This window comes from Acinetobacter sp. CIP 101966, assembly GCF_000369725.1.
Taxonomy (GTDB): Bacteria; Pseudomonadota; Gammaproteobacteria; order Pseudomonadales; family Moraxellaceae; genus Acinetobacter; species Acinetobacter lwoffii_Q.
Genome location: NZ_KB850163.1, coordinates 38,421 through 61,001, shown reverse-complemented (window position 1 = coordinate 61,001; position 22,581 = coordinate 38,421). Strand labels below are relative to the sequence as shown.

22 protein-coding genes and 8 pseudogenes are annotated in these 22,581 nt (G+C 39.0%); 15 read left to right on the top strand and 15 right to left on the bottom strand.

The window, feature by feature from the left end; genetic code table 11:
* Positions 1–187: 187 nt before the first annotated feature.
* The 5 genes and pseudogenes from F891_RS15150 to F891_RS15135 form a co-directional block, all read right to left on the bottom strand.
* A complete protein-coding gene (locus tag F891_RS15150) occupies positions 188–538 on the bottom strand; it encodes a hypothetical protein (protein ID WP_004281821.1) in 351 nt (116 codons plus the stop codon).
* 150 nt (positions 539–688) lie between these two features.
* Positions 689–814 (bottom strand): annotated as a pseudogene (locus tag F891_RS18465) (IS3 family transposase); the annotation flags it as partial.
* Positions 815–871: 57 nt separating this feature from the next.
* A complete protein-coding gene (locus F891_RS15145) occupies positions 872–1,594 on the bottom strand; it encodes an IS5-like element ISAba31 family transposase (RefSeq protein WP_005264353.1) in 723 nt (240 codons plus the stop codon).
* A gap of 382 nt (positions 1,595–1,976) precedes the next feature.
* Positions 1,977–2,615 carry a glutathione S-transferase family protein gene (locus F891_RS15140; RefSeq protein WP_004281825.1) on the bottom strand — a complete coding sequence of 213 codons (639 nt, stop codon included), beginning with the start codon at positions 2,613–2,615 and terminating at the stop codon, positions 1,977–1,979.
* Between the two features lie 16 nt (positions 2,616–2,631).
* Positions 2,632–3,651, bottom strand: coding sequence for an NADP-dependent oxidoreductase (locus F891_RS15135; RefSeq protein WP_004281827.1), 1,020 nt, complete (start codon positions 3,649–3,651; stop codon positions 2,632–2,634).
* 143 nt (positions 3,652–3,794) lie between these two features.
* Here F891_RS15135 and F891_RS15130 point away from each other — a divergent pair, with 143 nt between their 5' ends.
* The gene (locus F891_RS15130; protein ID WP_004281836.1) at positions 3,795–4,403 is read left to right on the top strand and encodes a TetR/AcrR family transcriptional regulator; all 609 of its coding nucleotides are present in this window, start codon (positions 3,795–3,797) and stop codon (positions 4,401–4,403) included.
* Positions 4,404–4,514: 111 nt separating this feature from the next.
* Positions 4,515–4,745: a hypothetical protein gene (locus F891_RS15125; RefSeq protein WP_004281837.1), complete on the top strand. Its 231-nt coding sequence runs from the start codon at positions 4,515–4,517 to the stop codon at positions 4,743–4,745.
* Positions 4,746–4,828: 83 nt separating this feature from the next.
* Here F891_RS15125 and F891_RS15120 read toward each other — a convergent pair whose 3' ends face one another.
* From F891_RS15120 to F891_RS15110, 3 genes are all read right to left on the bottom strand, one after another.
* Positions 4,829–5,956 (bottom strand): alkene reductase, encoded by a 1,128-nt coding sequence (locus tag F891_RS15120; protein WP_004281838.1) that lies wholly within the window; start codon positions 5,954–5,956, stop codon positions 4,829–4,831.
* Positions 5,957–6,155: 199 nt separating this feature from the next.
* Positions 6,156–6,833 (bottom strand): type 1 glutamine amidotransferase domain-containing protein, encoded by a 678-nt coding sequence (locus F891_RS15115; RefSeq protein ID WP_004647734.1) that lies wholly within the window; start codon positions 6,831–6,833, stop codon positions 6,156–6,158.
* Between the two features lie 75 nt (positions 6,834–6,908).
* Complete coding sequence (locus F891_RS15110) at positions 6,909–8,066, bottom strand: iron-containing alcohol dehydrogenase (protein ID WP_004281840.1); 1,158 nt, start codon at positions 8,064–8,066, stop codon at positions 6,909–6,911.
* A gap of 183 nt (positions 8,067–8,249) precedes the next feature.
* On the opposite strand from F891_RS15110, the pseudogene F891_RS18580 reads away from it, so the two are divergent.
* A pseudogene (locus F891_RS18580) lies at positions 8,250–8,579 on the top strand (IS3 family transposase); the annotation flags it as partial.
* An 85-nt stretch (positions 8,580–8,664) separates the two neighbouring features.
* On the opposite strand, the gene F891_RS15105 reads toward F891_RS18580, so the two are convergent.
* The 4 genes from F891_RS15105 to F891_RS15090 form a co-directional block, all read right to left on the bottom strand.
* Positions 8,665–8,967 (bottom strand): putative quinol monooxygenase, encoded by a 303-nt coding sequence (locus F891_RS15105; RefSeq protein WP_000920558.1) that lies wholly within the window; start codon positions 8,965–8,967, stop codon positions 8,665–8,667.
* Between the two features lie 334 nt (positions 8,968–9,301).
* Positions 9,302–10,132: an S-formylglutathione hydrolase gene (gene fghA / locus F891_RS15100; protein WP_004281841.1), complete on the bottom strand. Its 831-nt coding sequence runs from the start codon at positions 10,130–10,132 to the stop codon at positions 9,302–9,304.
* Between the two features lie 228 nt (positions 10,133–10,360).
* Positions 10,361–11,473, bottom strand: a complete 1,113-nt coding sequence (locus F891_RS15095; protein ID WP_004281842.1) for an S-(hydroxymethyl)glutathione dehydrogenase/class III alcohol dehydrogenase — start codon at positions 11,471–11,473, stop codon at positions 10,361–10,363.
* A gap of 21 nt (positions 11,474–11,494) precedes the next feature.
* Positions 11,495–11,770: a metal/formaldehyde-sensitive transcriptional repressor gene (locus F891_RS15090; RefSeq protein ID WP_001133625.1), complete on the bottom strand. Its 276-nt coding sequence runs from the start codon at positions 11,768–11,770 to the stop codon at positions 11,495–11,497.
* 277 nt (positions 11,771–12,047) lie between these two features.
* Between F891_RS15090 and F891_RS15085 the strand changes: the two genes are divergently transcribed.
* From F891_RS15085 to F891_RS15075, 3 genes are all read left to right on the top strand, one after another.
* Positions 12,048–13,199, top strand: a complete 1,152-nt coding sequence (locus F891_RS15085) for an IS4-like element ISAbe18 family transposase (protein ID WP_005261588.1) — start codon at positions 12,048–12,050, stop codon at positions 13,197–13,199.
* A gap of 316 nt (positions 13,200–13,515) precedes the next feature.
* Positions 13,516–14,511 carry a zinc-dependent alcohol dehydrogenase family protein gene (locus F891_RS15080; protein ID WP_004281843.1) on the top strand — a complete coding sequence of 332 codons (996 nt, stop codon included), beginning with the start codon at positions 13,516–13,518 and terminating at the stop codon, positions 14,509–14,511.
* Complete coding sequence (locus F891_RS15075) at positions 14,501–15,517, top strand: zinc-dependent alcohol dehydrogenase family protein (protein ID WP_004281844.1); 1,017 nt, start codon at positions 14,501–14,503, stop codon at positions 15,515–15,517. The genes F891_RS15080 and F891_RS15075 overlap by 11 nt, the downstream gene beginning before the upstream one ends.
* Positions 15,518–15,531: 14 nt before the next feature.
* Here the strand turns inward: F891_RS15075 and F891_RS15070 are convergent, their stop codons facing one another.
* The gene (locus F891_RS15070) at positions 15,532–16,431 is read right to left on the bottom strand and encodes a LysR family transcriptional regulator (RefSeq protein WP_004733180.1); all 900 of its coding nucleotides are present in this window, start codon (positions 16,429–16,431) and stop codon (positions 15,532–15,534) included.
* Positions 16,432–16,566: 135 nt separating this feature from the next.
* On the opposite strand from F891_RS15070, the gene F891_RS15065 reads away from it, so the two are divergent.
* The 8 genes and pseudogenes from F891_RS15065 to F891_RS17660 form a co-directional block, all read left to right on the top strand.
* The gene (locus tag F891_RS15065) at positions 16,567–17,307 is read left to right on the top strand and encodes an SDR family oxidoreductase (RefSeq protein ID WP_001059480.1); all 741 of its coding nucleotides are present in this window, start codon (positions 16,567–16,569) and stop codon (positions 17,305–17,307) included.
* A 73-nt stretch (positions 17,308–17,380) separates the two neighbouring features.
* Positions 17,381–18,379 carry a zinc-binding alcohol dehydrogenase family protein gene (locus tag F891_RS15060; protein ID WP_004281847.1) on the top strand — a complete coding sequence of 333 codons (999 nt, stop codon included), beginning with the start codon at positions 17,381–17,383 and terminating at the stop codon, positions 18,377–18,379.
* A gap of 20 nt (positions 18,380–18,399) precedes the next feature.
* Positions 18,400–18,555, top strand: a pseudogene (locus F891_RS15055) (putative quinol monooxygenase); the annotation flags it as partial.
* Positions 18,556–18,613: 58 nt separating this feature from the next.
* Positions 18,614–18,964, top strand: a pseudogene (locus F891_RS15050) (IS1 family transposase); the annotation flags it as partial.
* A gap of 71 nt (positions 18,965–19,035) precedes the next feature.
* Positions 19,036–20,126 (top strand): IS4-like element ISAba1 family transposase gene (locus F891_RS17665; RefSeq protein ID WP_085940413.1). Its coding sequence is split into 2 segments (ribosomal slippage): positions 19,036–19,576 and positions 19,576–20,126, totalling 1,092 coding nucleotides; the frame shifts between segments, so codons are not numbered across the junction.
* An 18-nt stretch (positions 20,127–20,144) separates the two neighbouring features.
* A pseudogene (locus F891_RS15035) lies at positions 20,145–20,504 on the top strand (IS1 family transposase); the annotation flags it as partial.
* A 26-nt stretch (positions 20,505–20,530) separates the two neighbouring features.
* A pseudogene (locus tag F891_RS17940) lies at positions 20,531–20,668 on the top strand (putative quinol monooxygenase); the annotation flags it as partial.
* Positions 20,669–20,842: 174 nt separating this feature from the next.
* Positions 20,843–20,971, top strand: a pseudogene (locus F891_RS17660) (IS3 family transposase); the annotation flags it as partial.
* 117 nt (positions 20,972–21,088) lie between these two features.
* Here the strand turns inward: F891_RS17660 and F891_RS15030 are convergent.
* A complete protein-coding gene (locus tag F891_RS15030; protein ID WP_004281849.1) occupies positions 21,089–21,508 on the bottom strand; it encodes a hypothetical protein in 420 nt (139 codons plus the stop codon).
* A gap of 259 nt (positions 21,509–21,767) precedes the next feature.
* On the opposite strand from F891_RS15030, the gene F891_RS15025 reads away from it, so the two are divergent.
* On the top strand, positions 21,768–21,977 hold the full coding sequence (locus tag F891_RS15025; protein ID WP_228127370.1) for a hypothetical protein: 210 nt from the start codon (positions 21,768–21,770) through the stop codon (positions 21,975–21,977).
* A 97-nt stretch (positions 21,978–22,074) separates the two neighbouring features.
* Here F891_RS15025 and F891_RS15020 read toward each other — a convergent pair.
* A pseudogene (locus F891_RS15020) lies at positions 22,075–22,581 on the bottom strand (IS5-like element IS17 family transposase); the annotation flags it as partial.

Sequence of the window (22,581 nt, the reverse complement as noted above, 5' to 3'; positions counted from 1 at the left end):
TGAAGTGATGTCTATGAATCACACAGATTATCATAAGGCTTTTGAAACTGTCGCACCTCATGTTTGAATTCACCCATTAACAGAGTGCGAATTAGTCCTTGATCATGTTTGACCACATTTCAAGGAATAGTGTCCAACTTTCGGTATGCAGATTATGGTGTGGGGTTCTCTTAAAGTTTAAACCTTATTATTTTACTTCAGTAATGCTGATTGGCTGGTCTTTTACAAATTCAACAACCCCTTCACCACGTTTAAAGTGAATTGAAACTCCATTATTATTAGCTAAACGAATACCACTACCAGCAACTGTTTGCTTTAAACGATATACCATGCCTGAGTTATCAGTCATTAAAGCAGTTTCAAAGTTATCCGATGATTTCAGAAAAATTAATAAACCATTCGGACCAGAAAATTTAAGGACCTGCGTATCAGCTGAAGTATTGCTTGTAGCCTTATCTTGTAAAGTTTCAGTCTTTGGACTCGAAGTACACCCAGTCATTGCTAAAACTAACAAAGTTAAACTTAAAAAATATTTCATTTAACTACCTTTTTTATCTGTAAATCATAGGTGTATTTATACTAATTGTTATAATTTAACAATAAAACAAATATTACTTTTTTTTACATAAAAAAGCCATAAATCGCATTTTGAACCTTACCGGATTTATCGGAGATTTTTTTATTTAAGTTAGGCCACCTGACCTAACGGGTTAATCTTATCATAGTACATTGCCTCAAACTCAAAAGGCGATACATATCCCAGTGCACTGTGTACATACTTTTTATTGAACCAATCTACCCAATTTAATGTCGCTTGAGAAGCAATGCTTCTCATCTCAGGAAAGTTGGTCTCCGACAAACCCGGTACGGTTCAGGCTAAAGCAACAGAACTTTGATAATTTCTTTTGAGCTTGTCATATCGAGTAGCTATTCCTCTAAATTGCTTTAATCTACAAAACATATTTTCAACTAAATGCCTGATTTTATATAAATACCAGTCCATATGGTCATTGTTCGATTGGCTATTCGTTTTCTTTGGTATATTCGCTTTAGTCCCTGTGTTCCTGATCTGTTCACGCAGTGGTTCTGAATCATAGCCTTTATCTGCACATACCACTTTTGTCTCTTTTAAATCTAATGTTGATATTAAATCAGGTGCAACTTTAACATCATGTGTGGTTCCATCGGTAATCATGAAATCAATAGGATTGCCATGTGCATCAACAATCAAATGTATTTTTGAGGAGTTTCCTCCTACACTTTTAGAAATAGATTGATTCGCTATGCCGGCAGAATGTTGATGAGCACGTACATGAGAGCCATCAATAAAAATCCACTCCATATCGGGGCATGAGGCTAGTAATTTGAATAATCTAAGTAACTTACCGCTGCTTGACCAACGATTAAAACGTTTGAAAATAGAGTTTGAATGACCAAAACAGCAAGGAATATCTCGCCACGGACAGCCTGTTCTAATTCTATAGAGAATAGCTTCAATAAAATTGCGTAAATTTGAGTTGTGGTGAATGGATAAATTACGCAGAATAACTTTCAACTTTTGCCAGTGTTGATCTGTCAGCATGGTACGAGGCATAGCGAATAGTAAAATTGGGTTTGGCGATTTGATTTTACTACTTCGCTATTTTTTTAAGCTAAAAGTGTCAACACACCCTACTTGTTTAATACCCCGAGGAATAATTTAATCTTGCTGTGCGTTAGTCACGTTTCTTTCTTTCAAAAGTTGATTATATCTTTCAACGTAACCGTCGTGATATTCAAGCCCTTTTGATAGGAATTTGCAGTGAAAGAATAGGCGAAACTTGTCTTAAATAATGGTAATTCCTTATCTTTAAAATAGAGAACGCCCGATGAAATTCATTAGGCGTTTACTTTAAATAAGTGTCAGCTTATTTTATAACCAGATGTACTTGTCAATCATGATTCTTTTTCTCAATTGCCTTAAAAAAACAATCTTGCTATTTTTGACTTTTCACACCATTTTGTTCAATTTGTACTGCGGCTTGCCAGCTAGGTAGTTGGCTTAAACCTGCTACGTAACGTTGGATATGGGGATAATTTTCACCTTGTCCCATATGATAAACTAAAGCATGTAGTCCAAAGCCCATCATAAAGTCAGCACCGGTTAAACGGTCTGCCACTAGAAATTCTTTATCTTTTAAATATTCATTTAAATGGCCAAATACTTTATCGAACTCAACTTGAGTATAATTTTCTAGAAATACCAACTTCGTGCCCTGCTTGGTTTCTATCGTATTAAACGTTTTTAACAAAAATGGCAGCATGGCAGAGCTTTCTGAGAAATGAATCCACTGTAAATAATCGACATAGGTAGATTCATCCATATCTGGTGCTAAATGCGGCGCAAGTTTCTGAATTAATAACTCAACGATTGCGCCTGACTCTGCAATAACTTTGCCATCCCATTCCAATACTGGAGATTTCCCTAAAGGGTGAATGGTTTTTAAAGAGTCAGGGGCCAAATGCGTGCTTGAGTCACGATAATAGCGTTTCAGCTCATAGGGCTGCTTGATTTCTTCAAGTAACCACAAAATGCGAAAAGAACGTGATTGATCTAAATGATGTAGTGTGATCATGATAATTCCTATTTTTTTAAATTTTTACAACCACTTTGCCAAAGTTTTCGCCTTTCAACATACCATTGAAAGCATTGATCGTGTTATCTAAACCTTGCACCATATACTCTTTATATTTGATTTTTCCGTCTTTCAACCATTCAGACATTTGCTGATAGAATTCCGGATACTGACTGCCATAATCATCAAAAATAATAAAGCCTTGCATGCGAATACGCTTTTTTAAAAGGGTGGAAATAAAGCCCGGTAAACGGTCTGGCCCTTGTGCTTGCTCGGTAGCGTTATACTGGGAAACCACACCACACACCGGTACACGTGCCGCAGAGTTAAGCAATGGCCATACCGCATCAAACACTTTACCCCCGACATTCTCATAATAAATATCAATACCGTTGGGAGCTGCTTGTTGTAATTGTTCTGCAAAATTTTCATCATGATGATTAATACAAGCATCGAAGCCGAGTTCTTCTACTGCATAACGACATTTTTCAGGCCCACCTGCGATGCCAACCACGCGACAACCTTTAATTTTGCCAATCTGTCCAACCGTAGCACCAACAGGTCCTGTTGCAGCTGCAACGACCAAAGTTTCACCAGCTTTAGGCTGACCAATGTCCAACAACCCCATATAAGCAGTAAATCCTGGCATTCCCAAAATACCCAATGCCCAAGATGGATGTTCAGGTTGCATACCTAAGCTTTGACATGCAGTCCCATTAGAAATTGCGTAGCCCTGCCAGCCATTTCCGGAAAGAACCCACTCGCCTTCTTTGAATTTTGGGTTTTTAGAGGCCACCACTTGACTGACTGTTCCACCGACCATCACTTCGCCGATTTCAACCGGTGCTGCATATGAAGGAGCATCACTCATGCGACCACGCATATAAGGATCGAGTGACAAGTAAATGGTTTTTAACAATATCTCGCCTTGTTTAAGTTCATTGAGTTCAACTTGTTCAATACGAAAATCGCTGTGTTTTGGCTCACCGACTGGCCGTTGAGCTAAAACGATACGTTGATTAATAACTGTTTTCACACATATAACTCCATGTTTTATTTAGAAGTATTTCTATTCACAATCAAAAATTATGATTAAAATTTCTTTACATCCATTGTAGATGAGTTATAATAAAAAACAATACGACTGGTCTATTTTTTACAATAGAGTAAATAATTAATATGAAGCCTACTCCTATTAAAAAGTCTGAAGCGAAGCGCTTACACATTCTTAACACCAGTTCAGACCTGATTTTGCATAAAGGTTTTACTGGCGTAGGATTACAGGAAATTTTACAGAGCTGTGAAATCCCTAAAGGCTCGTTTTATCATTATTTCCAATCCAAGGAAGCTTTCGGGTGTGAATTGGTACAGCATTATGTAGATAATTACCAAGTCCGTTTAAATGATGTATGGCGTAGCGATAAATCCCCTTATCAAAAGCTGATTGAGTATTTTAATTTATGGATAGAAGATCCTGAAACACAGTGTGGTTGGGCGGATAGCTGTTTAATTGTGAAACTTGCCGCAGAAGTTGCCGATCTATCTGAAGATATGCGCTCCATTATGTCCGCTGGCGTCGATGATGTAATCCAACGTATTGCTGCTTTAATTGATTTGGGAAAACAGGATCAGTCTATCCAAGCAGATACTGAGGCCTCAACGTTGGCACAAGTACTTTACCAAATGTGGTTAGGTGCAGCATTACTGAGTAAGTTGCAAAAAGATAAAACGCCATTACATCAAGCTCTGAGAGCAACTAAATTTCTATTAAAAAGTGAAGATTCATAAAAATTAGATTAAATATCAATTACATAATTAATAATTCATGATAGCAGTCCAATGATTACTTATTAATGTGTTGCTATTAGATCAATTTACAATCCATGAGTATAGCGCACAATGAATTCTCCTTCTAAAGCCCTCATGACTCGTATTTTAGTTGGTTATTTAGGCTTATATCCCACACTATTACTGGTTCTCACTTTATTAAAGCCAATTACTGAGCATCAAAGTTTCCCGATGATGGTGTTGATTGAAGTCATAGTATTAGTGCCAGTAACGCAACTGATTTCTTTCCCACTGGCAGGTTGGCTCATTACACAGCTAAAAAATTTTAAGAACTTGTTTTAAGAAGAAATTGTGCTAGCAACAGCAATCTTAAGTCGTTATTTTGCCAACCACAAAGGTTGGCAAAATAACTCATTAAGTCAATATTAATCTGCGTAAGCTGGATAATCAATATAGCCTTTTTCCGTCCCACCATACATAGTGCTTGCATCTACTGCATTCAATGGCCAGCCATTGGCGATGCGATCGGGTAAATCTGGATTCGCAATAAATGGGCGTCCAAATGCAATTAAATCGGCCAGCCCTGCCTCTAAAATTCGAGTTCCTCTTTCTGCCGTATATCGACCTGCATAAATAATCCGACCACTGAAAGTGTCTCTGACATCTTTACGAAAATCATGAGGAAGTTCTGGTGCATTATCCCAATCAGCTTCTGCAATAGATAGATAGGCAATCCCAACTTCTTCAAGTATTTTTATGGCTTCAATATAAGTCACATGTGGATCATCTTCAACCAACCCCATGTAAACACGATCTTCCTCTGTACTTTCAAATAGCGGGGCAAAACGCACTCCTAAACGATCTGCACCAACCACCTCAGCAACGGCCTGTACTACTTCACGTAAAAAACGCAAACGATTGTTTAGTGATCCACCATATTCATCTTCACGGTGGTTACTATGTGCAGAGATAAATTGATTCACCAAATAACCATTTGCACAATGAATTTCAACCCCATCAAAACCAGCAGCCAAGGCATTGCGTGCTGCTTGAGCATAGAGTTGCACTAATTCTTTAACTTCTGCATTGCTTAAAGCACGTGGCATTGAAGGATCAGCCAAGGTCCCTGCATTGGGCCCGGTCTCAATAAACACTTTAACATTACTATCAGCCCTAATAGCCGAGGGTGCGACCGGTGATGCATGATCGGGTTGCAAAGATGTATGTGAAACACGCCCAACATGCCAAAGTTGTGCAAAAATAATGCCTCCTTTAGCATGCACTGCTTCCGTCACTTTACGCCATCCAGCAATCTGTTCAGGGCTGTAAATACCGGGAGTCCAAGCATAGCCTTGACCACGTGGCTCGATTTGCGTACCTTCGGTGACCATAAACCCTGCCCCGGCACGCTGTTGATAATAGGTTGCCATCAGTTCATTTGGAATATTCTCTGGCTGAGTACTGCGCGACCGCGTTAATGGTGGCAATACAATACGGTTTTGCAAAACATAAGGGCCTAAGCTTAAGTTTTGAAAAAGTTTGCTGTCTTTCATTTCATTGTATCCAAGTAACCATGACTTAATTGATCTAAATTAAAAAAAATATCCTTCCTGTATATAGAAAAATAAATAAAGGAAAGCTATTAACTCAGGCCCTTCACCATTAAGTGAGGGTTATTTTGCTTATTGCGCCAGTTGCTCAGAGTCAGAAGTTTATTCACTGCTAAGCACCACAACAGACACTAGCTACTCTTTATTTCAACAATTGAAGTAATGCTGAGGCAGTTGCAGCAGAAGATGCTGGATTTTGTCCAGTAACCAGCAAGCCATCTACTTGAACATGTACTTGCCAATCATCAACTTTAGAATAATGACCACCGTTTTGTTTAAGCATGTCTTCGACTAAAAATGGTACAATTTCAGTCAAACCTACAGCGGCCTCCTCAGTATTGGTGAAACCAGTCACTAATTTACCGCTAACTAAGGGCGCTCCATTACTCGCTTTCACATGACGAAGAACACCCGGGGCATGACACACTGCTGCAACAGGTTTGCCAGACTGAATCGCCTGTTCAATCAGAGAAATTGAAATCGGATCTTCTGCTAAATCCCACAATGGGCCATGCCCGCCTGGATAAAACACTGCATCATAATCAGCTACAGAAATTTCGCTAAGTTTATGTGTCTGTGCCAATGCTTGCATTGCAGTTGGATCTGCTTCAAAACGATGAGTGGTTTCAGTTTGAGCATCGGCTAAATTACTTTTCGGATCTAGTGGTGGCTGCCCACCTTGAGGCGACGCCAGCGTAACTTCAGCACCAGAGTCAATAAAGGTGTAATACGGTGCAGCAAGTTCTTCTAGCCAGAAACCTGTTTTCTTACCAGTATTGCCAAGTTGATCATGTGAAGTTAAAACGATTAAAATTTTCATGTTATTTCTCCGATAATTTTCATGATTGAGGAGCATTGTTACAGGGTCAGAGCATGCCAGATACGCGCATTTAGCTTAGATGCTCATCTCGAGAATTTGGCGACTGATCTCTAATGAAACATTTTTATGTTCGCCTAGCTGTGTAAGATTATGTGATTTAAGTTGCGTAATGATGATCTCAATATCTGTCTCCCCCAGTCCATAATCGCTAAGACGAGTCGGCAATCCAAGTTGCTCAAAGAAGGCTCGAGTACGAGCAATAGCAGTATCAATACGTTGTTCTTCATCACCTTCGACAATCTGCCAGACACGAGCTGCATACTGTAGTAATTTTTCTCGCTTCTCTTGACGACGCACTTGTAGATTGGACGGCAACACAATGGCCAAGGTACGAGCATGATCAATACCATATAAAGCCGTGAGCTCATGTCCAATCAAATGGGTTGACCAATCTTGTGGTACACCAGCTCCAATTAGCCCATTCAGTGCCATGCTAGCAGCCCACATCAAATTCGCACGCGTGTCATAATCTGCTGAATCTTCCAAGATTTTCGGTCCAATCTCAATCAAAGTTTGCAATAGACCTTCGGCAAAACGATCTTGTACGTGTGCATTCACAGGGTGAGTTAAGTACTGTTCCATGACATGAATAAATGCATCGACCACGCCATTAGCCAACTGGCGCGTCGGCAAGCTAAAAGTTTTATTCGGATCAAGTACGGAAAATTGCGGAAAAACATAGGGACTGCTAAATGACAATTTGGCTTGGGTCGATTTTCTGGTTACTACCCCACCGCTATTCATTTCTGAACCAGTTGCCGGAAGGGTGAGTACACTCGCAAAAGGCAAAGCTTGGGTAATTTTATTACCATGGGTTTCTAAAATCTCCCATGTATCCCCTGTATAATTGACTGCTGCTGCAATAAATTTAGTACCGTCGATTACCGATCCACCACCGACAGCCATCAAGAAATCAATCTTTTGTTCACGAATCAGCTCTACAGCTTTCATGAGGGTTTCATAACTCGGATTCGGCTCAATTCCGCCAAATTCATGAATTTCTCTTGCACCTAATGCTTCACGCACTTCAGCTAAAGTACCATTCTTACGTGCACTTTCACCACCAAACAACATTAATACTTTTGCTTCTGTAGGCACATAGTCATTGATTTTAGCTATTGTATCGCCACCAAAAATAATGCGGGTCGGATTATAAAAGTTAAAATTCAGCATATTTTTATCCTAGAATGATCAGTTAATTGATTTGAAAAACCACCGTTATTCATCAAATAAACTTTTAAAAAATCGGACAACACTACGGCTTTTGCCTACACCATGTGCTAACTATACATAAAAATAGACCAGTCGTCTATTTTTATAAAAATTATTTCAGCTTGCAACTTTAGTGATGGTTAAACAAATTCAGGCTTGTTCTATACCGCTTTTATTATTAATGTATTTTCACGAGCGATTGTTGGATGAAAGGTATCAACACGTATGACTACTGACATGGTTGTGAACGCATTGGCTGAAACAGTGAATGGCTCATACAAAATAGCAATGATTAAATATTTTAAAAGCAGATTGGCACGGTTTAGCAGATGTACAAATGTGACAGTAAATTAGATAGATTGGTTCAATATAAAGCATGTAAATAGTTGCATTCGTTTATTTACCCTGTTTTGGATATTGCCCCATTTAAATGATGAGATTAAGCCAATAAATAAAGTAGCCCAACTTGAATAAAAAGCCTATGACAAACCTCAAAGCGTTAAAGTGCTGCCTTTCATTCAAAATTTCAGACAGCACCCTCATACATTTAAGCATCGGTTTAAGCTGGTAGTTTACTCGCCAAAACATCTACTTTTTCAATAGATGGTGGCTCTGAAAATAGCTCTTCGGCCTGAGCCATCAAAGCAGCTGCAACCTTGCCAGATAAATGCGCTTGGCGACCCGCCTCATCAGGAAATGCATCAAAAATACCAAATGTTGTAGGTCCAAGACGTAGGCCAAACCACGCAACTGTCGCAGGTTCTTCCATGACAATAGGTAAACCGGCTTTAAGAAAAGCTTCCACTTCGTCTTCTTTACCCGGTTTAGCTTCAAGACGGACATATAAAGCTGTTTTAAGCATGACTAAAACTCCATAATTGATTATAATTCAAACTGATTCTGACATTGCTAATGTATGCATGTCAGAAAGTTTTGTTGTATAAAAGTTAAAAAAAATTCCCATAGCTGAGCCAAAATTTAGGTTTTTATTTCGACATAATGCTATGAATTTATTCAAGTTAATATCATTAACATTTGAATCAAAAAATCAAGATATGAGATGATTAAATTCAATCTTATTTATATAAGGATCAATTGACTCTACCTTAGATTTATAAGCTGACCTCTTCATCTGGAAATTATATTGCTCAAGAAGCATTCAAGAACAATATTGTACATCCTCATATCTATGAAAGTTATTTAGCTAGGAATTTGCTGTGAAACTCTATATGTTTCTCTATAAAGCTCGCAATAAAGTAATAGCTATGGTCATACCCTTCTCTTAGGTTAAGTGTCAGAGGATATTCTTGTTCCAAACAAATATCACTAAGAAGCTTAGGCCTTAACTGTTCTTCAAGAAAATCATCAGCTGTTCCTTGATCGACTAAAATAGGTAAATGAACTTCAGCGTTTTTGATTAATTCAATCGCATCATAGCTTTTCCATAAAGTTTCGGTTTCACCAAGGTAGTGTGTGAAAGCCTTTTTCCCCCAAGGTACTTGGCTAGGTGCAACAATCGGTGCAAAAGCAGAAATACTTTTATACAGCTCAGGATTTTTTAACCCAATTACTAATGCACCATGACCACCCATGCTATGACCCATAATACTTTGGACTTGATTGGTCGGAAAATTCAGGTCTATCAGATTTCTGAGCTCTTCCACAATATAATCATACATTTTGAAATGCTTTGACCAGGGTGCTTGTGTTGCATTCACATAGAATCCTGCACCTTGGCCTAAATCGTAATCTGCATGATCTGGTACATCTTCTCCACGTGGGCTGGTATCTGGTGCAACAATAATGACTTTATGTTCAGCCGCATACTTTTGTGCTCCGGCTTTAGTAATAAAGTTCTGTTCGTTGCAAGTCAGTCCTGATAACCAATATAAAACTGGCAACTTCTCATCTTTGTCATGAGGTGGCAGATATATTGAGAATTTCATTGAACAGTTTAGTGCTATTGACTGATGGCGATACACTTCTTGCGATCCACCAAAAGAAGCATGTTTCTCAATTATTTCCATAATCAATTACCTATGTTGAGCAAGACTTCATGAGAAATCGAGTAAACAAAGAGTCTGACATTCTCTACAGAGAATAGTCATAAAGATTTAAAATGTAGGCAGGTTTATTGAACCTATACACGATGCCTACACAGATAGATCTGTTTTACAGATGATGTGCCGTTTTAGAGGATTCCATGCATGTCAATCATGATTCACATGCATGGAAAAGTATAAGGTCTGACGGAATTATTCGTAATGAATTACAGTACGAATCGACTTTCCTTCATGCATTAGATCAAAGGCTTCATTGATCTGATCCAAACCCATCGTGTGTGTCACAAATGGTTCTAATTGAATTTTACCTTTCATTGCATCTTCAACCATTCCTGGAAGTTGCGAGCGACCTTTTACGCCACCAAAGGCAGAACCTAGCCATTTACGACCAGTAACCAGTTGGAATGGACGGGTAGAGATTTCCTGACCTGCGCCAGCTACACCAATAATTACGGATTGTCCCCAGCCACGGTGTGCACTTTCAAGGGCTGAACGCATCACATTCACGTTACCAATACATTCAAATGAATGATCTACACCCCAGCCAGTCATTTCGACAATGACTTGCTGGATTGGTTTGTCGTAGTCTTTAGGGTTCAAGAAGTCCGTTGCACCAAACTCTTTTGCCAGCGCAAATTTATCTGGATTCATGTCAACCACAATAATACGTCCTGCTTTAGCTTGACGTGCGGCTTGTACGACTGCCAGACCAATACCACCTAAACCAAAGACCGCAACACTATCACCTTCTTGTACTTTAGCCGTGTTGTGTACTGCACCGATACCCGTTGTGACACCACAACCCAGTAAGCAGACATGTTCGTGATTGGCTTCAGGATTGATTTTAGCCAATGATACTTCTGCCACTACCGTGTATTCACTGAACGTTGAGCAGCCCATATAGTGGTAAATCGGTTGACCATTGTAGGAAAAACGAGTGGTACCATCTGGCATTACGCCTCTACCTTGAGTTTCGCGAACGGAAATACACAAGTTCGATTTTCCAGATTTACAGAATACGCACTCGCCACATTCAGCGGTGTAAAGTGGAATTACATGATCACCTGGTTTGACGCTAGTCACGCCTTCACCAACCTCAACTACAACGCCAGCACCTTCATGCCCGAGAATAGCCGGAAAAACGCCTTCAGGATCATCGCCAGATAAAGTAAATGCGTCTGTATGACACACACCGGTATGGGAAATCTTGATTAATACTTCACCTTTCTTCGGTGGTGCAACATCGACCTCAACAATTTGAAGAGGTTGACCAGGACCAAACGCAACAGCAGCACGTGACTTCATGGAATAATTCCTTATACAGATCTATTTTAAATATGATTTTAGAATCTTGGCGATTTCAGCCAATTCTTCTTTTCGTTGTTGTTCTGTGGTTTCACCTGATACTAAAGTGTCCTTTAAATGAACCTCCAGCATTTCATTCATTAAACCATTAATAGCACCACGCACAGAGCATATTTGTTGCAGAATTGCACCACATTCCACATTGTCTTCTAACGCTTTTTCAATCGCTTGCGTCTGACCTTTGATCCTTCTGACGCGTAGAAGAATCTTTTTTTTGTCTTCAACCTGATTAGGCATCAGACCTCCTTATTTGCTAGCTTTTATACTATAGTACCCCATAGTATAAAAAAAGCAATATTTTTTATAAATCGAAAATCAAAAAGCTCTTTAGCGAAAATTTTCTATCCCTGTTTTTAGTTTTTTTTAAATTAACATCGTAGAGCTGATGCTAAAGTCACAAAGAATGGGACTTTTAGCCACTGCTGTCCCATAGTTTGCTTTAAATAAAAAAACCTGAGTCCTAACAGTTAAAATATGAGTGCAAACAAACACTTTAACGACTAGGATTCAGGTTTTGTCACATCAGAATACCGTATTTCATGAGCTAATTAAACCTGTTGTGCGACAGGATTTTGAACAACTTGCTAAAGTACACCATGTTGGACAGAAATTTAGAGCGGCTTCCCGGTGGGATCAGTTTATTGCCATATTGATGTCTCAATTCTCTTGTAGGCAAAGTCTGAGAGATATTCAATCCAATTTGGAGTGCCAACAGGAAAAGCTAAGTCATCTCGGAGCAAAGTCTATTCCCCGAAGCACGCTGGCACGAATCAATGAGCAGCAGCCTGCTGCCTTGTATCAACAGCTATTTTACAAGTTGCTTAAATACTATGAACACTCAAAAGTAGCTCATAAATTTCGCTTTAAGAATCCCTTGTATTCCTTGGATGCCAGTCATATTGACCTGTCGCTTTCCTTATGTGAATGGGCCAAAGTTCACAACTCAAAAGCCAGCATGAAACTCAGCATAGGATTGAATCACAGCAATGATATTCCTGAGTTTGTTGCAGTTGAAAATGGCAAAGAAAATGACATGGTACAAGGCCGCAAATTCCAGTTTCCTGCTGGCAGCATTGTAGTTTTTGATAAAGGCTATGTCGATTACCAATGGTATGCAAATCTGACTGCTCAAAACATTGGATTTGTCACACGTTTTAGGCCTAAATCTGTGTATCAGGTGATCCAGCAACATCCAGTGCTTGAATCCAAAGGTATTCTAAAAGATGAAACCATTCAGCTGAATAGCGCACATGCCCTAAAAAGAAAAGCCCCAGTGTTAAGAAGAATTGAATATAGAGATCAGCAAAGTGGCAAGCACTTTAGCTTTCTCAGCAATAACTTTCATTTAGCCGCCTCCACCATTGCGGCGATTTATAAAGATCGTTGGAAAGTTGAGCTGTTCTTTAAGGCGATTAAGCAGAATCTCAAATTAAAAGCGTTTCTAGGCCGCAGCAGGAACGCAATTCAGACACAAATCTGGATTGCGATGATCGCCTATTTATTGGTGAGTTTCGCTCAACATTTAGGAAAAACAGGTTGGACAGTTCAACGTTTACTCAGAATAATTCAAGTGAATTTGTTTGAAAGAAGAACTTTAAAAGCTTTATTTTCACCCGATAAAATACCCATAAAACAAGAGGAAGCTCAAATGAGCTTCCTCTTGTGAAAAATTGTGGGACAGCAATGGACTTTTAGCTCCCATTTTTTATTTTGGCTCATGTTCTTTGTGATGCTGTGACCTTTTAGAATTATGTTTCAAATTTTAGCCACTTTGTAGATATTTTGAACGTTTCAAGCCTTGAAAATACTACCGACAGTTTAGATTAAACTGCCTTTACAGACTGTACTAGAATATTTTTAGTGAGCGGATAATATTTATTATTCATTATTTAGGAATTATCAAATCCTATAAATATCATTTATTGGATTAATTTACTTTGGTACTGTGCATATCATCCCCCAGTTAAGAATAAGGAATAACTATGAATAAGATGATGAATGCTCTTATCTTAGAAAATTTTGGTGATCATGAATTTAAACGTGTAGAACTCCCTATACCTCAACCTGAGGCTGGGCAAGTTCTAGTACGTATTCATGCTAGTGGTGTAAACCCTATTGATTATAAAATTCGTCTTGGTGAAGCACCATATGCTATGCCAGAGCTTCCTGCCGTGTTGGGAACAGATATGGCTGGGGTTGTAACTGCTATTGGTGAAGGTGTCACTCACTTCAACGTCGGAGATGAAGTTTACGGTCTGATTGGTGGCGTTCGTGGTCTTCAAGGATCTTTAGCAGAATATGTTGTAGCAGATGCTGATCTGATCGCATTAAAGCCACGGAATATCTCTATGCGCGAGGCAGCAGTACTACCATTGACGTTCCTCACCGCTTGGGAAGGTTTAGTGGATAATGCTAAGGTCCAACCAGGGCAAACTGTACTGGTTCAGGGTGGTGCTGGTGGCGTTGGTTATATGGTGGTTCAGCTTGCAAAAGCACTTGATGCAAATGTTTGGGCGACTGGTCGTACAGCTGATCAATCACTGATTTCAGAACTCGGTGCAACACCTCTCGATTACACAACAGCATCTTCCGATGACATTATTGCTGCAAGCCCTGAGGGTCAAGGTTTTAACATTGTTTACGACACTGTGGGTGGTCCAGTACTAGAAGCTTCACTTTCAATGACAACTCACTATGGCCACATTACCAGCTGTGCTGCATTTGGTAATCATAATTTAGCGAGTTCATCTCTACGGTGTGCCACACTGTCTGGCGTATTCGTCCTATTGCCGATGTTAACAGGTAATCGCCGTTCTCATCATGGTGATGTCCTTAAGATCGCGACTCGTCTCGTTGAGGAAGGTAAACTGCGTCCTATTGTTGATCCTCGTCATTTTACTCTAGATCAAGCGATTGAGGCTCATGATGCTGTTCAAGATCGCTCTGCCAATATTAAGGTCGTGATTGATGTCATTTAACGCACTTCAGGCCAAGACTTGGCGCTTCAATTCTATTGGAGATACAGATGTTCTGACATTAGAAACACTTCCTGTGGCTTTACCAGCCGCAGGAGAAGTTCTAATCCAGATGAAAACGATCGGACTCAACCGGGCTGATGTGATGTTTCGGCGTGGTACTTATATTCAAAAGGCAGTATTCCCCTCTCGTCTGGGATATGAGGGAGCAGGCGTAGTTCTGGCGATAGGTGAAGGTGTACGCCAATTTTCTCCAGGAGATGCAGTATCGATTCTTCCGACTGACAATCTAGCCAAATATGGGACATATGCGGACAAGCTTCTGATTCCAGAAACTTTTTTAGTTCACAAACCCGATAGTTTAAGCTGGGAAGAAGCTTCCTCAATCTGGATGCAGTATTTGACGGCTTGGGGTGGTGTAATCCATGCTGGTGGAGTTTCGAAAGGAAAAACAATCTTGATCACAGCAGCTTCAAGTAGCGTAGGACTAGCTGCGATACAGATAGCTGAAGCAGCGGGTGCTAAGGTCATTGCAAGTACACAGACGATAGAGAAAAAGCAACGTTTACTGGATCTCGGTGTTAAAAATGTTATAGCCAGTGAAGATGAACCAGATTTGTATGAGGCGCTTGTTTTACGTTTAGGTGGAGAACATCTTGATGTCGCCTTCGATGCTGTAGGAGGGCCACATATTGAACAGATTGCAAAAGCGATGTCTGTAGGAGGAACTATGGTTATGCATGGTGCACTTAGCCCTGAGATCACACCATTTCCTCTTAAAGTTGCATTACGCAAGAGCTTAACCATGCGAGGTTTTTTGTTCCTTGAGGTTCTCCATGACCCTGTTTTAAGGGAGCAAGCCAGACGATTTATTCTTAGCAGTATAGGTGCAGGATATCTTCGCCCAGTGATCGACCGTTGCTTTGACTTTGAGGACATGCATGACGCTCAGCGCTATCTTGAATCAAATCAGCAAATAGGAAAAATTGTAGTTACTCTAGATACATGATGGTCTTATCTGATTCAGGTTTCTATATGGCCCAGCACTTCCACTAAGTAATCAAACAATGCTCGGATTCGCAAAGGTGTCGGGCCCCGCTGTGGACGATATAAATACAGGCGCCAAACGGGAGAGGTTTCCTCATGAAGTATCTGAATGAGCTTACCACTCCTAAGCCACGGCAAAACTAGAAATCCAGGCATGTGTCCGAATCCAACTCCAGCGAGAATAGCTTGAAATTCAGCTTCTAGATCATCTGTAATAAAACGAGGCTTTGATGGCGTGAAGCTTCGACTTTCGGTGAATGTCCATGGCCAGTAACGCCCTGTTTTATGATCGAATAGTGCTGTTAGAGGGTATTTATCTAAGTCAATAATTTTTTTAGGCATTCCAACCTTATCAATTAACTCTGGCGTACCCACAGAATAAAAGTTCACTTTAGCCAATTCCCTTGCCACATATCGATTGTCCGGCAAAAATCCAAATCTGATCCCGATATCTATCCGCTCATCGATCACATCCGAGTGTGAATCTGTTAGCACACAATCCACGACAATATCTGGATAACGTGTGGCAAATTCTGCTAGTGCGGGTACTACCAATTTGCGCCCTAACACAGACGACACAGTAAGACGGACGGTCCCACGCATTTCATCTCGTTTTTCCTTGGTGTCTTTTACAAACAGAGCATCAATGGATCCTACCGCAAAATGTGCTTGCTTTGCCAGACGCTCACCATCAGCGGTAATTTTAATTTGTCGAGTACTCCTGTAAAACAGAATCTCTCCGCGCTGCTCTTCTAGCTCTTTTATTGCCCGTGTCACTACCTGCGGGGAAATACCCAGCTGAGTGGCTGCCTCTTTAAAATTTCGAGACTCTGCTGCGACACAAAAGATACGCATCATTTCCAATTTGTTCTGCATGTCCAATCCTGTGTTATGGTAATTATTCCGTAAATAGGAATTCTGAAAGATAATATTATTCATTTATTATACCTAACAAGGCTGTAATACTTAATCCATCAAATATGATTGACAGATAAGTTGAAGGTTACTTGTATGAATAATATAGAAAATAAAGTTATTGTTATCACAGGTGCAAGTAGTGGTTTAGGTGAAGCTACTGCTCGCTTACTTGCTAAAAAAGGTGCAAAGGTTGTACTTGGTGCTAGACGTACTGAAAAATTACAGGCTATTGTTCACGACATTCGTGCTGAAGGTGGTCAAGCTGAATTTATTGGTATGGATATAACCAAACCACATGAAGTACAAGCACTTATTGAAAAGGCATTAAGCGCATTTGGTCAAATCGATGTATTGGTAAACAATGCTGGATTAATGTCTATTGCACCATTAAGTGAGCTAAAAGTTGATGAATGGGATCGTATGATCGACATTAATATTAAAGGTGTTCTTTATGGTATAGCAGCTACACTGCCTGTTTTCCAAAAACAAAACTTTGGACACTTTATTAATCTCGCATCTGTTGCAGGGTTAAAAGTATTTAGTCCAGGAGGTACTGTTTATAGCGGTACTAAGTTTGCTGTAAGAGCCATCTCTGAAGGCCTTCGTCATGAAGTTGGGGGAACAATTAGAACGACGACTATTGAGCCTGGTGCAATTGAGTCAGAACTAAAATTCGGTTCTTCTCATAAAGAAAGTTCAGAGTTTGTTACTGATTTCTACAAACAAGCCATACCAGCTGACTCAGTCGCTCGAGCAATTGCTTATGCAATTGAACAGCCTGCGGATGTAGATATTAATGAAATTGTTTTGCGCCCAACGAGCCAAGAGTTTTAATGATTGAATAACATAAAATGGGAGCACTTCGCTCCTATTTTTACTATATTTTTTTAAAGTTAAGGACAAATCTATGAAAGCCGTATCGTATGTTATCAATAACCATGATGATTTTAAAAATTCATTGGTAGATATTGAAAAAGCGAAGCCTACGCTTAAGGAGCGTGATGTACTGGTAAAAGTTCAGGCAATCTCTGTGAATCCAGTTGATACCAAAGTGAGAAAAAATTCGTCTGAAGCAAATAATCGTATTTTAGGTTGGGATGCCGTTGGGGAAATTATTGAAGTTGGCTCAAAAGTTACCGCGTTTAAAGTAGGAGATTCTGTTTGGTATGCTGGCGATTTAACCCGAGATGGTAGTAATGCTGAGTTTCAAGCAGTCGATGAACGAATTATCAGTCTTAAACCAATTACAGTATCTAATGCAGAAGCAGCAGCATTGCCATTAACTGCAATAACGGCATGGGAAATGCTGTTTGATCGATTTCAAATTTCAGAAACAGAAGTTGGCAGTATTTTAATTATTGGTGGTGCAGGCGGTGTAGGATCAATTGCTATCCAACTCCTAAAAGCAAAAACAAATCTGACCGTTATAGCAACAGCTTCACGGGAAGAAACGAAATCTTGGGTGGAATCACTTGGTGCCGACCATGTCATTGATCATAGCAAAGATTTAAATGCACAAATCGAGACACTAGGCATTGAAAAACCAAAATATGTATTCTCTACAAATCATACAGAAACGTATATCAAGCAAATAGTTTCTCTGATTGCACCACAAGCCAAGCTTGGATTGATCGATGATCCACAAACATTTGATATTATGCCATTTAAGACTAAATCTATTTCTATCCATTGGGAGTTGATGTTCACCCGTTCAATGTATGAAACCGATGATATTGAAAAGCAAGGTGATCTATTGCAACAGGTTGCTCAATTAGTTGACCAGCAAAAAATTAGAAGTACCCTCAACCAAAATCTAGGCAAAATTAACGCTGCAAACTTGGAGAAGGCGCATAAGTTACTTGAATCAGGTAAGTCAAAAGGCAAAATTGTACTAGAAAACTTCTAAAACAAATTAAAGGTGAAATAATGACTATTTCAGTAATTGCGAACTTTAAGGCAAAGTCAGATCAAAAAGAGACGTTAGAAGCGCTTTTAAAAAGTGTAATAGAGCCTACGCTTCACGAAGAAGGATGCTTGAAATATGAGCTTTATATTAGCGAAAATGACTCGAGTAGATATTTCGGTGGTGTTTCAAAAAGTATGCTGAAAAAAACAATATGGCTTTTGATAAAATAGAGGTATGAAAATAACGCTACAAATCAAATGTCCTACCTGTCTAAGTAACAATATAAAGAGAAATGGCATCAAAGTAGATGGGAAACAAAACCATCAGTGCAAAGATTGCAAACGTCAATTTATTGGTGATCATGCATTAAGCTATCAAGGGTGTAACTCAGGTATTACCGGCAAGATATTACATTTAATGGTCAGAGGAAGCGGTGTAAGAGATATTGCTGAAGTCGAGCGTATCAGCATTGGCAAGGTATTACGAACCTTAAGTGAATCGATCTATCAGATTCAGCCTAAACAAAGCCACTACGAATGTCTTGAAGTCGATGAACTTTGGACTTTTGTAGGGAATAAGAAAAATCTCTGTACACGACAAAAATAGATAACTCATTGAAATAATGTCATAATAATTGTTTTCTAACGACGAATACTATGACACATCTCAATGAGTTATATCTTATCTTAAACAAATATCTAAAATGGAACAAGTCACATTTAAAGTGCTTTGCGCTCATCATGCTTGTGATTATTTTAAAGCAAACATGTAATCTTTCTTCTGCATCTAAAGCCTTGCCCATCAAGTGCTTACCACAATCATTTTATCGACGTATGCAGCGCTTCTTTGCAGGTCAGTATTTTGATTATCGTCAAATTTCTCAGTTGATTTTCAATATGTTTTCATTCGACCAAGTGCAACTGACTTTAGATAGAACCAATTGGAAATGGGGAAAACGAAATATTAATATCCTGATGCTCGCAATCGTTTATCGTGGAATAGCGATACCTATCCTTTGGACATTGCTTAATAAACGTGGAAATTCAGATACGAAAGAGCGTATTGCTTTGATTCAACGCTTTATAGCCATTTTTGGTAAAGACCGTATTGTGAATGTGTTCGCAGACAGAGAGTTTATCGGTGAGCAGTGGTTTACATGGTTAATTGAACAAGACATCAACTTCTGCATTCGTGTTAAAAAAACTTCATTGTCACCAATCATTTAGGAAAGAATCATAAAATTAGTGATTTATTTCGCCATCTTAAAGTTGGTCAAATTGAATGTCGTAAACGACGGATTTTGGTTGGTCGGGTGAAACTATATATAAGTGCACTACAGTTAGAAAATGGAGAGCTTTTACTCGTCGTTTCTCCTCAGTTTAATGCCAATGCTATTCAGGATTATGCATTACGCTGGGAAATTGAAACCTTATTCAGTTGTCTCAAAGGACGCGGGTTTAATCTTGAAAATACGCGCTTGACAGACCCTAGACGAGTGAAAAAATTGATTGCGGTGTTAGCTATAAGCTTCTGTTGGTGTTACTTAACGGGTGAATGGCAACATGATCAAAAAAAAGCGATAAAAATAAAGAAGCATGGACGACTCTCAATGAGTTTATTTCGCTATGGTTTAGACTATGTTCAAATGGCGATTCAGCGTTTAATTGGTTTTGGGAAAAAAGAAGAGTTTAAGGAAATTTTGGCAATTTTAAGAAGGCAGAACCCTGATAGGATAAGGGTTCTGTGAAATTTGTCGTGTACAGAGAAGAAAAATAAACAATGGCTTATTTATGCCTACCATCGAGAATCTGGAGAAATTGTTGCTTATGTTTGGGGTAAGCGGGATTTAGCAACGGTTCAACGTCTTAAAGCTAGACTTAAAAAGCTTGGGGTTCAATATGCTCGAATTGCGAGTGATCATTGGGATAGTTTTATCACAGCATTTCAATGTTGCAAGCAAGTGATCGGTAAGTTTTTTACCGTCGGTATTGAAGGTAACAATTGTAGAATTCGTCATCGAATCAGGCGTGGATTTAGGAGAAGTTGCAACTTTTCTAAAAAGCTCGAAAATCATTTTAAAGCCTTTGATTTGACTTTCTTTTACCTTAATAACGGATTTGTTTAACGCCAGCATACTTTTTGAAACACCACCGATATTTCTTCTTAGAAGAATGGCGTAGCAGGGAGGATTTAGATATCCATATAGCGTCTGATTATATTCAAAGTTTATTTGGTAATATCCAATCGCTCATTGAATCCAGTGATATTGTAGAAATCAAAAAAATATAGCTGTATTCGGACATTATGATGAAGTATTCTTCAAAGTAACATAGGGACTTAGAAAGTTAATATAAAAATGGGAGCTCTAAGCTCCTATTTTTTAATTTTTTAGTAGTAACCTAGGCTTCAACAAATTATGCCCCTAAGGGGAGCCACCAATACCCTGCATTTTGACAACAATGTCATCGTTTAGAGGCAGCAAATTTACGAGCATCAGTCGGTACAACTGGTGATTCATATGATATTGCTTTGGCTGAAACGGTGAATGGCTTATACAAAACAGAGGTTATTGAATATTTAAAAGCAGATTGGCTTACTCTCAAGCCTTTGATTTTATGTGAAAGCATATAAACTGAAAAAACAATAAATGTTCATACTGGAACTTTAGATATGAATCCATGAAACATTTATGAGTAATAAAGTTTCATACTAGCTTATGACCCTTACACGTTTGCCATAGGTACGCCTACCTGTACCAGAACAAACTGGACACCATGAGTTATTGTGAAATAAGTTTTGAAAAGTAGGATTCCATTTATGCTTCTTTTCACATTGCACATCAAGCTTCTGACGTACATTGATGTATTCTGTAGAAAATAAAACACCGCCTTTACTTTCTATAAATTCCTTAACAAATTCATAGGTATGCGCAACATCTCTATTGCTACATTCATTACACCAAGATTTTTTATGTATATGAACGGCAGGAGTGGCATAAAATTCATGGCCTTTTTCACATCTATATAGGAGTTTAACAGTCCTACCTAGATATTCTTTTGAAAGACATTCTCCTTTATGCTGTTTCGCATAGTTTTGACACCATTCAAGATTGTATTTAGGTAAGGCCATAGATAAATCCTTTGAGCAATCTAGTATGAGAATTTATTGCTCAGTATGATACTTTAATACTTAGTATGAAACTTTTTTACTGCCCCACATAGGCTTTTTGATGTGGAAAGGTGCAGGCACAACTGGCTTAGACTTTGCAAGCTTTACTAAATCCTTTTTAGGCATTATTGGTGTAGGTGCGGCTTTATAATTCGCAATAAAATTTAGTCTGCCTAAAGCATTTGTGTTTCCCGCAATCGCTATTTTATTGGTTGCTTGCTTGTTCCCCGCATTAAATTATTATGCTCTTGAAGCATCTGAAAAGTCATTTAACCAAACAACCAATTTTTTAAGTCAGCCAGTACATAAGTTTTCAGCAAATAAAATAACTGTACTTTGGGGCATGTGGTACATGAAAGCCCTATATTTAGCCATAGCAGGTTTAATTGGCTTTGGCATAGCTAAAGCTTTATATCCTGAAGTGATTTAAAAAAATTGGATATTTTTATTTAGAAATTACATTGTATGTTTACAAGGCTTTGTTGCACAAAGATTTGAAATGCAAAGCGCCCCTAATTGAGCCAAATTTAAGGCGTAACTTGGGTAAGTGGTCGACCTAATTCCGTAAATCTGTTGAGGACTGCTACACGTGCATGAATTTCATTCACCTGACTAGGAAAGCTTCTTGCCATTAATTTATCGCCTAATAATTTGATGCAATGCATCTTGGTTTCCACCAAACTGCGCCGATGATAGCCTGACCATTTTTTCCATAATGTCCTGCCTAAACGTTTAACTGTTCGAAGTAATTCATTTCGCTCTAGCGAGCTACTCTTTGTATCTTTCCATGGTTTCGCATTTTTTCTAGGTGGAATCACCGCATGTGCTTGCCGATCTGCAATGACCTGACGGCATTGCTTGGTGTCATAAGCTCCATCGGTATAAACAGAGTCAATCTGCTCATCTTGTGGAATCTGATTAAGTAAATCACCAAGCACCTGTGAATCACTGACATTATTGGTTGTGAGCTGAATAGCGCGTATTTGTAGGGTTTTGGCATCTATACCAATATGTAGTTTACGCCATTGGCGACG

Bases quoted from the DNA above. Each gene is read 5' to 3' on its own strand.
- F891_RS15150 (WP_004281821.1), bottom strand. From the start codon at position 538: ATGAAATATTTTTTAAGTTTAACTTTGTTAGTTTTAGCAATGACTGGG.
- F891_RS15145 (WP_005264353.1), bottom strand. From the start codon at position 1,594: ATGCCTCGTACCATGCTGACAGATCAACACTGGCAAAAGTTGAAAGTT.
- F891_RS15140 (WP_004281825.1), bottom strand. From the start codon at position 2,615: ATGATCACACTACATCATTTAGATCAATCACGTTCTTTTCGCATTTTG.
- F891_RS15130 (WP_004281836.1), top strand. From the start codon at position 3,795: ATGAAGCCTACTCCTATTAAAAAGTCTGAAGCGAAGCGCTTACACATT.
- F891_RS15125 (WP_004281837.1), top strand. From the start codon at position 4,515: ATGAATTCTCCTTCTAAAGCCCTCATGACTCGTATTTTAGTTGGTTAT.
- F891_RS15120 (WP_004281838.1), bottom strand. From the start codon at position 5,956: ATGAAAGACAGCAAACTTTTTCAAAACTTAAGCTTAGGCCCTTATGTT.
- F891_RS15115 (WP_004647734.1), bottom strand. From the start codon at position 6,833: ATGAAAATTTTAATCGTTTTAACTTCACATGATCAACTTGGCAATACT.
- F891_RS15110 (WP_004281840.1), bottom strand. From the start codon at position 8,066: ATGCTGAATTTTAACTTTTATAATCCGACCCGCATTATTTTTGGTGGC.
- F891_RS15105 (WP_000920558.1), bottom strand. From the start codon at position 8,967: ATGCTTAAAACAGCTTTATATGTCCGTCTTGAAGCTAAACCGGGTAAA.
- fghA (WP_004281841.1), bottom strand. From the start codon at position 10,132: ATGGAAATAATTGAGAAACATGCTTCTTTTGGTGGATCGCAAGAAGTG.
- F891_RS15095 (WP_004281842.1), bottom strand. From the start codon at position 11,473: ATGAAGTCACGTGCTGCTGTTGCGTTTGGTCCTGGTCAACCTCTTCAA.
- F891_RS15090 (WP_001133625.1), bottom strand. From the start codon at position 11,770: ATGCCTAATCAGGTTGAAGACAAAAAAAAGATTCTTCTACGCGTCAGA.
- F891_RS15080 (WP_004281843.1), top strand. From the start codon at position 13,516: ATGAATAAGATGATGAATGCTCTTATCTTAGAAAATTTTGGTGATCAT.
- F891_RS15075 (WP_004281844.1), top strand. From the start codon at position 14,501: ATGTCATTTAACGCACTTCAGGCCAAGACTTGGCGCTTCAATTCTATT.
- F891_RS15070 (WP_004733180.1), bottom strand. From the start codon at position 16,431: ATGCAGAACAAATTGGAAATGATGCGTATCTTTTGTGTCGCAGCAGAG.
- F891_RS15065 (WP_001059480.1), top strand. From the start codon at position 16,567: ATGAATAATATAGAAAATAAAGTTATTGTTATCACAGGTGCAAGTAGT.
- F891_RS15060 (WP_004281847.1), top strand. From the start codon at position 17,381: ATGAAAGCCGTATCGTATGTTATCAATAACCATGATGATTTTAAAAAT.
- F891_RS15030 (WP_004281849.1), bottom strand. From the start codon at position 21,508: ATGGCCTTACCTAAATACAATCTTGAATGGTGTCAAAACTATGCGAAA.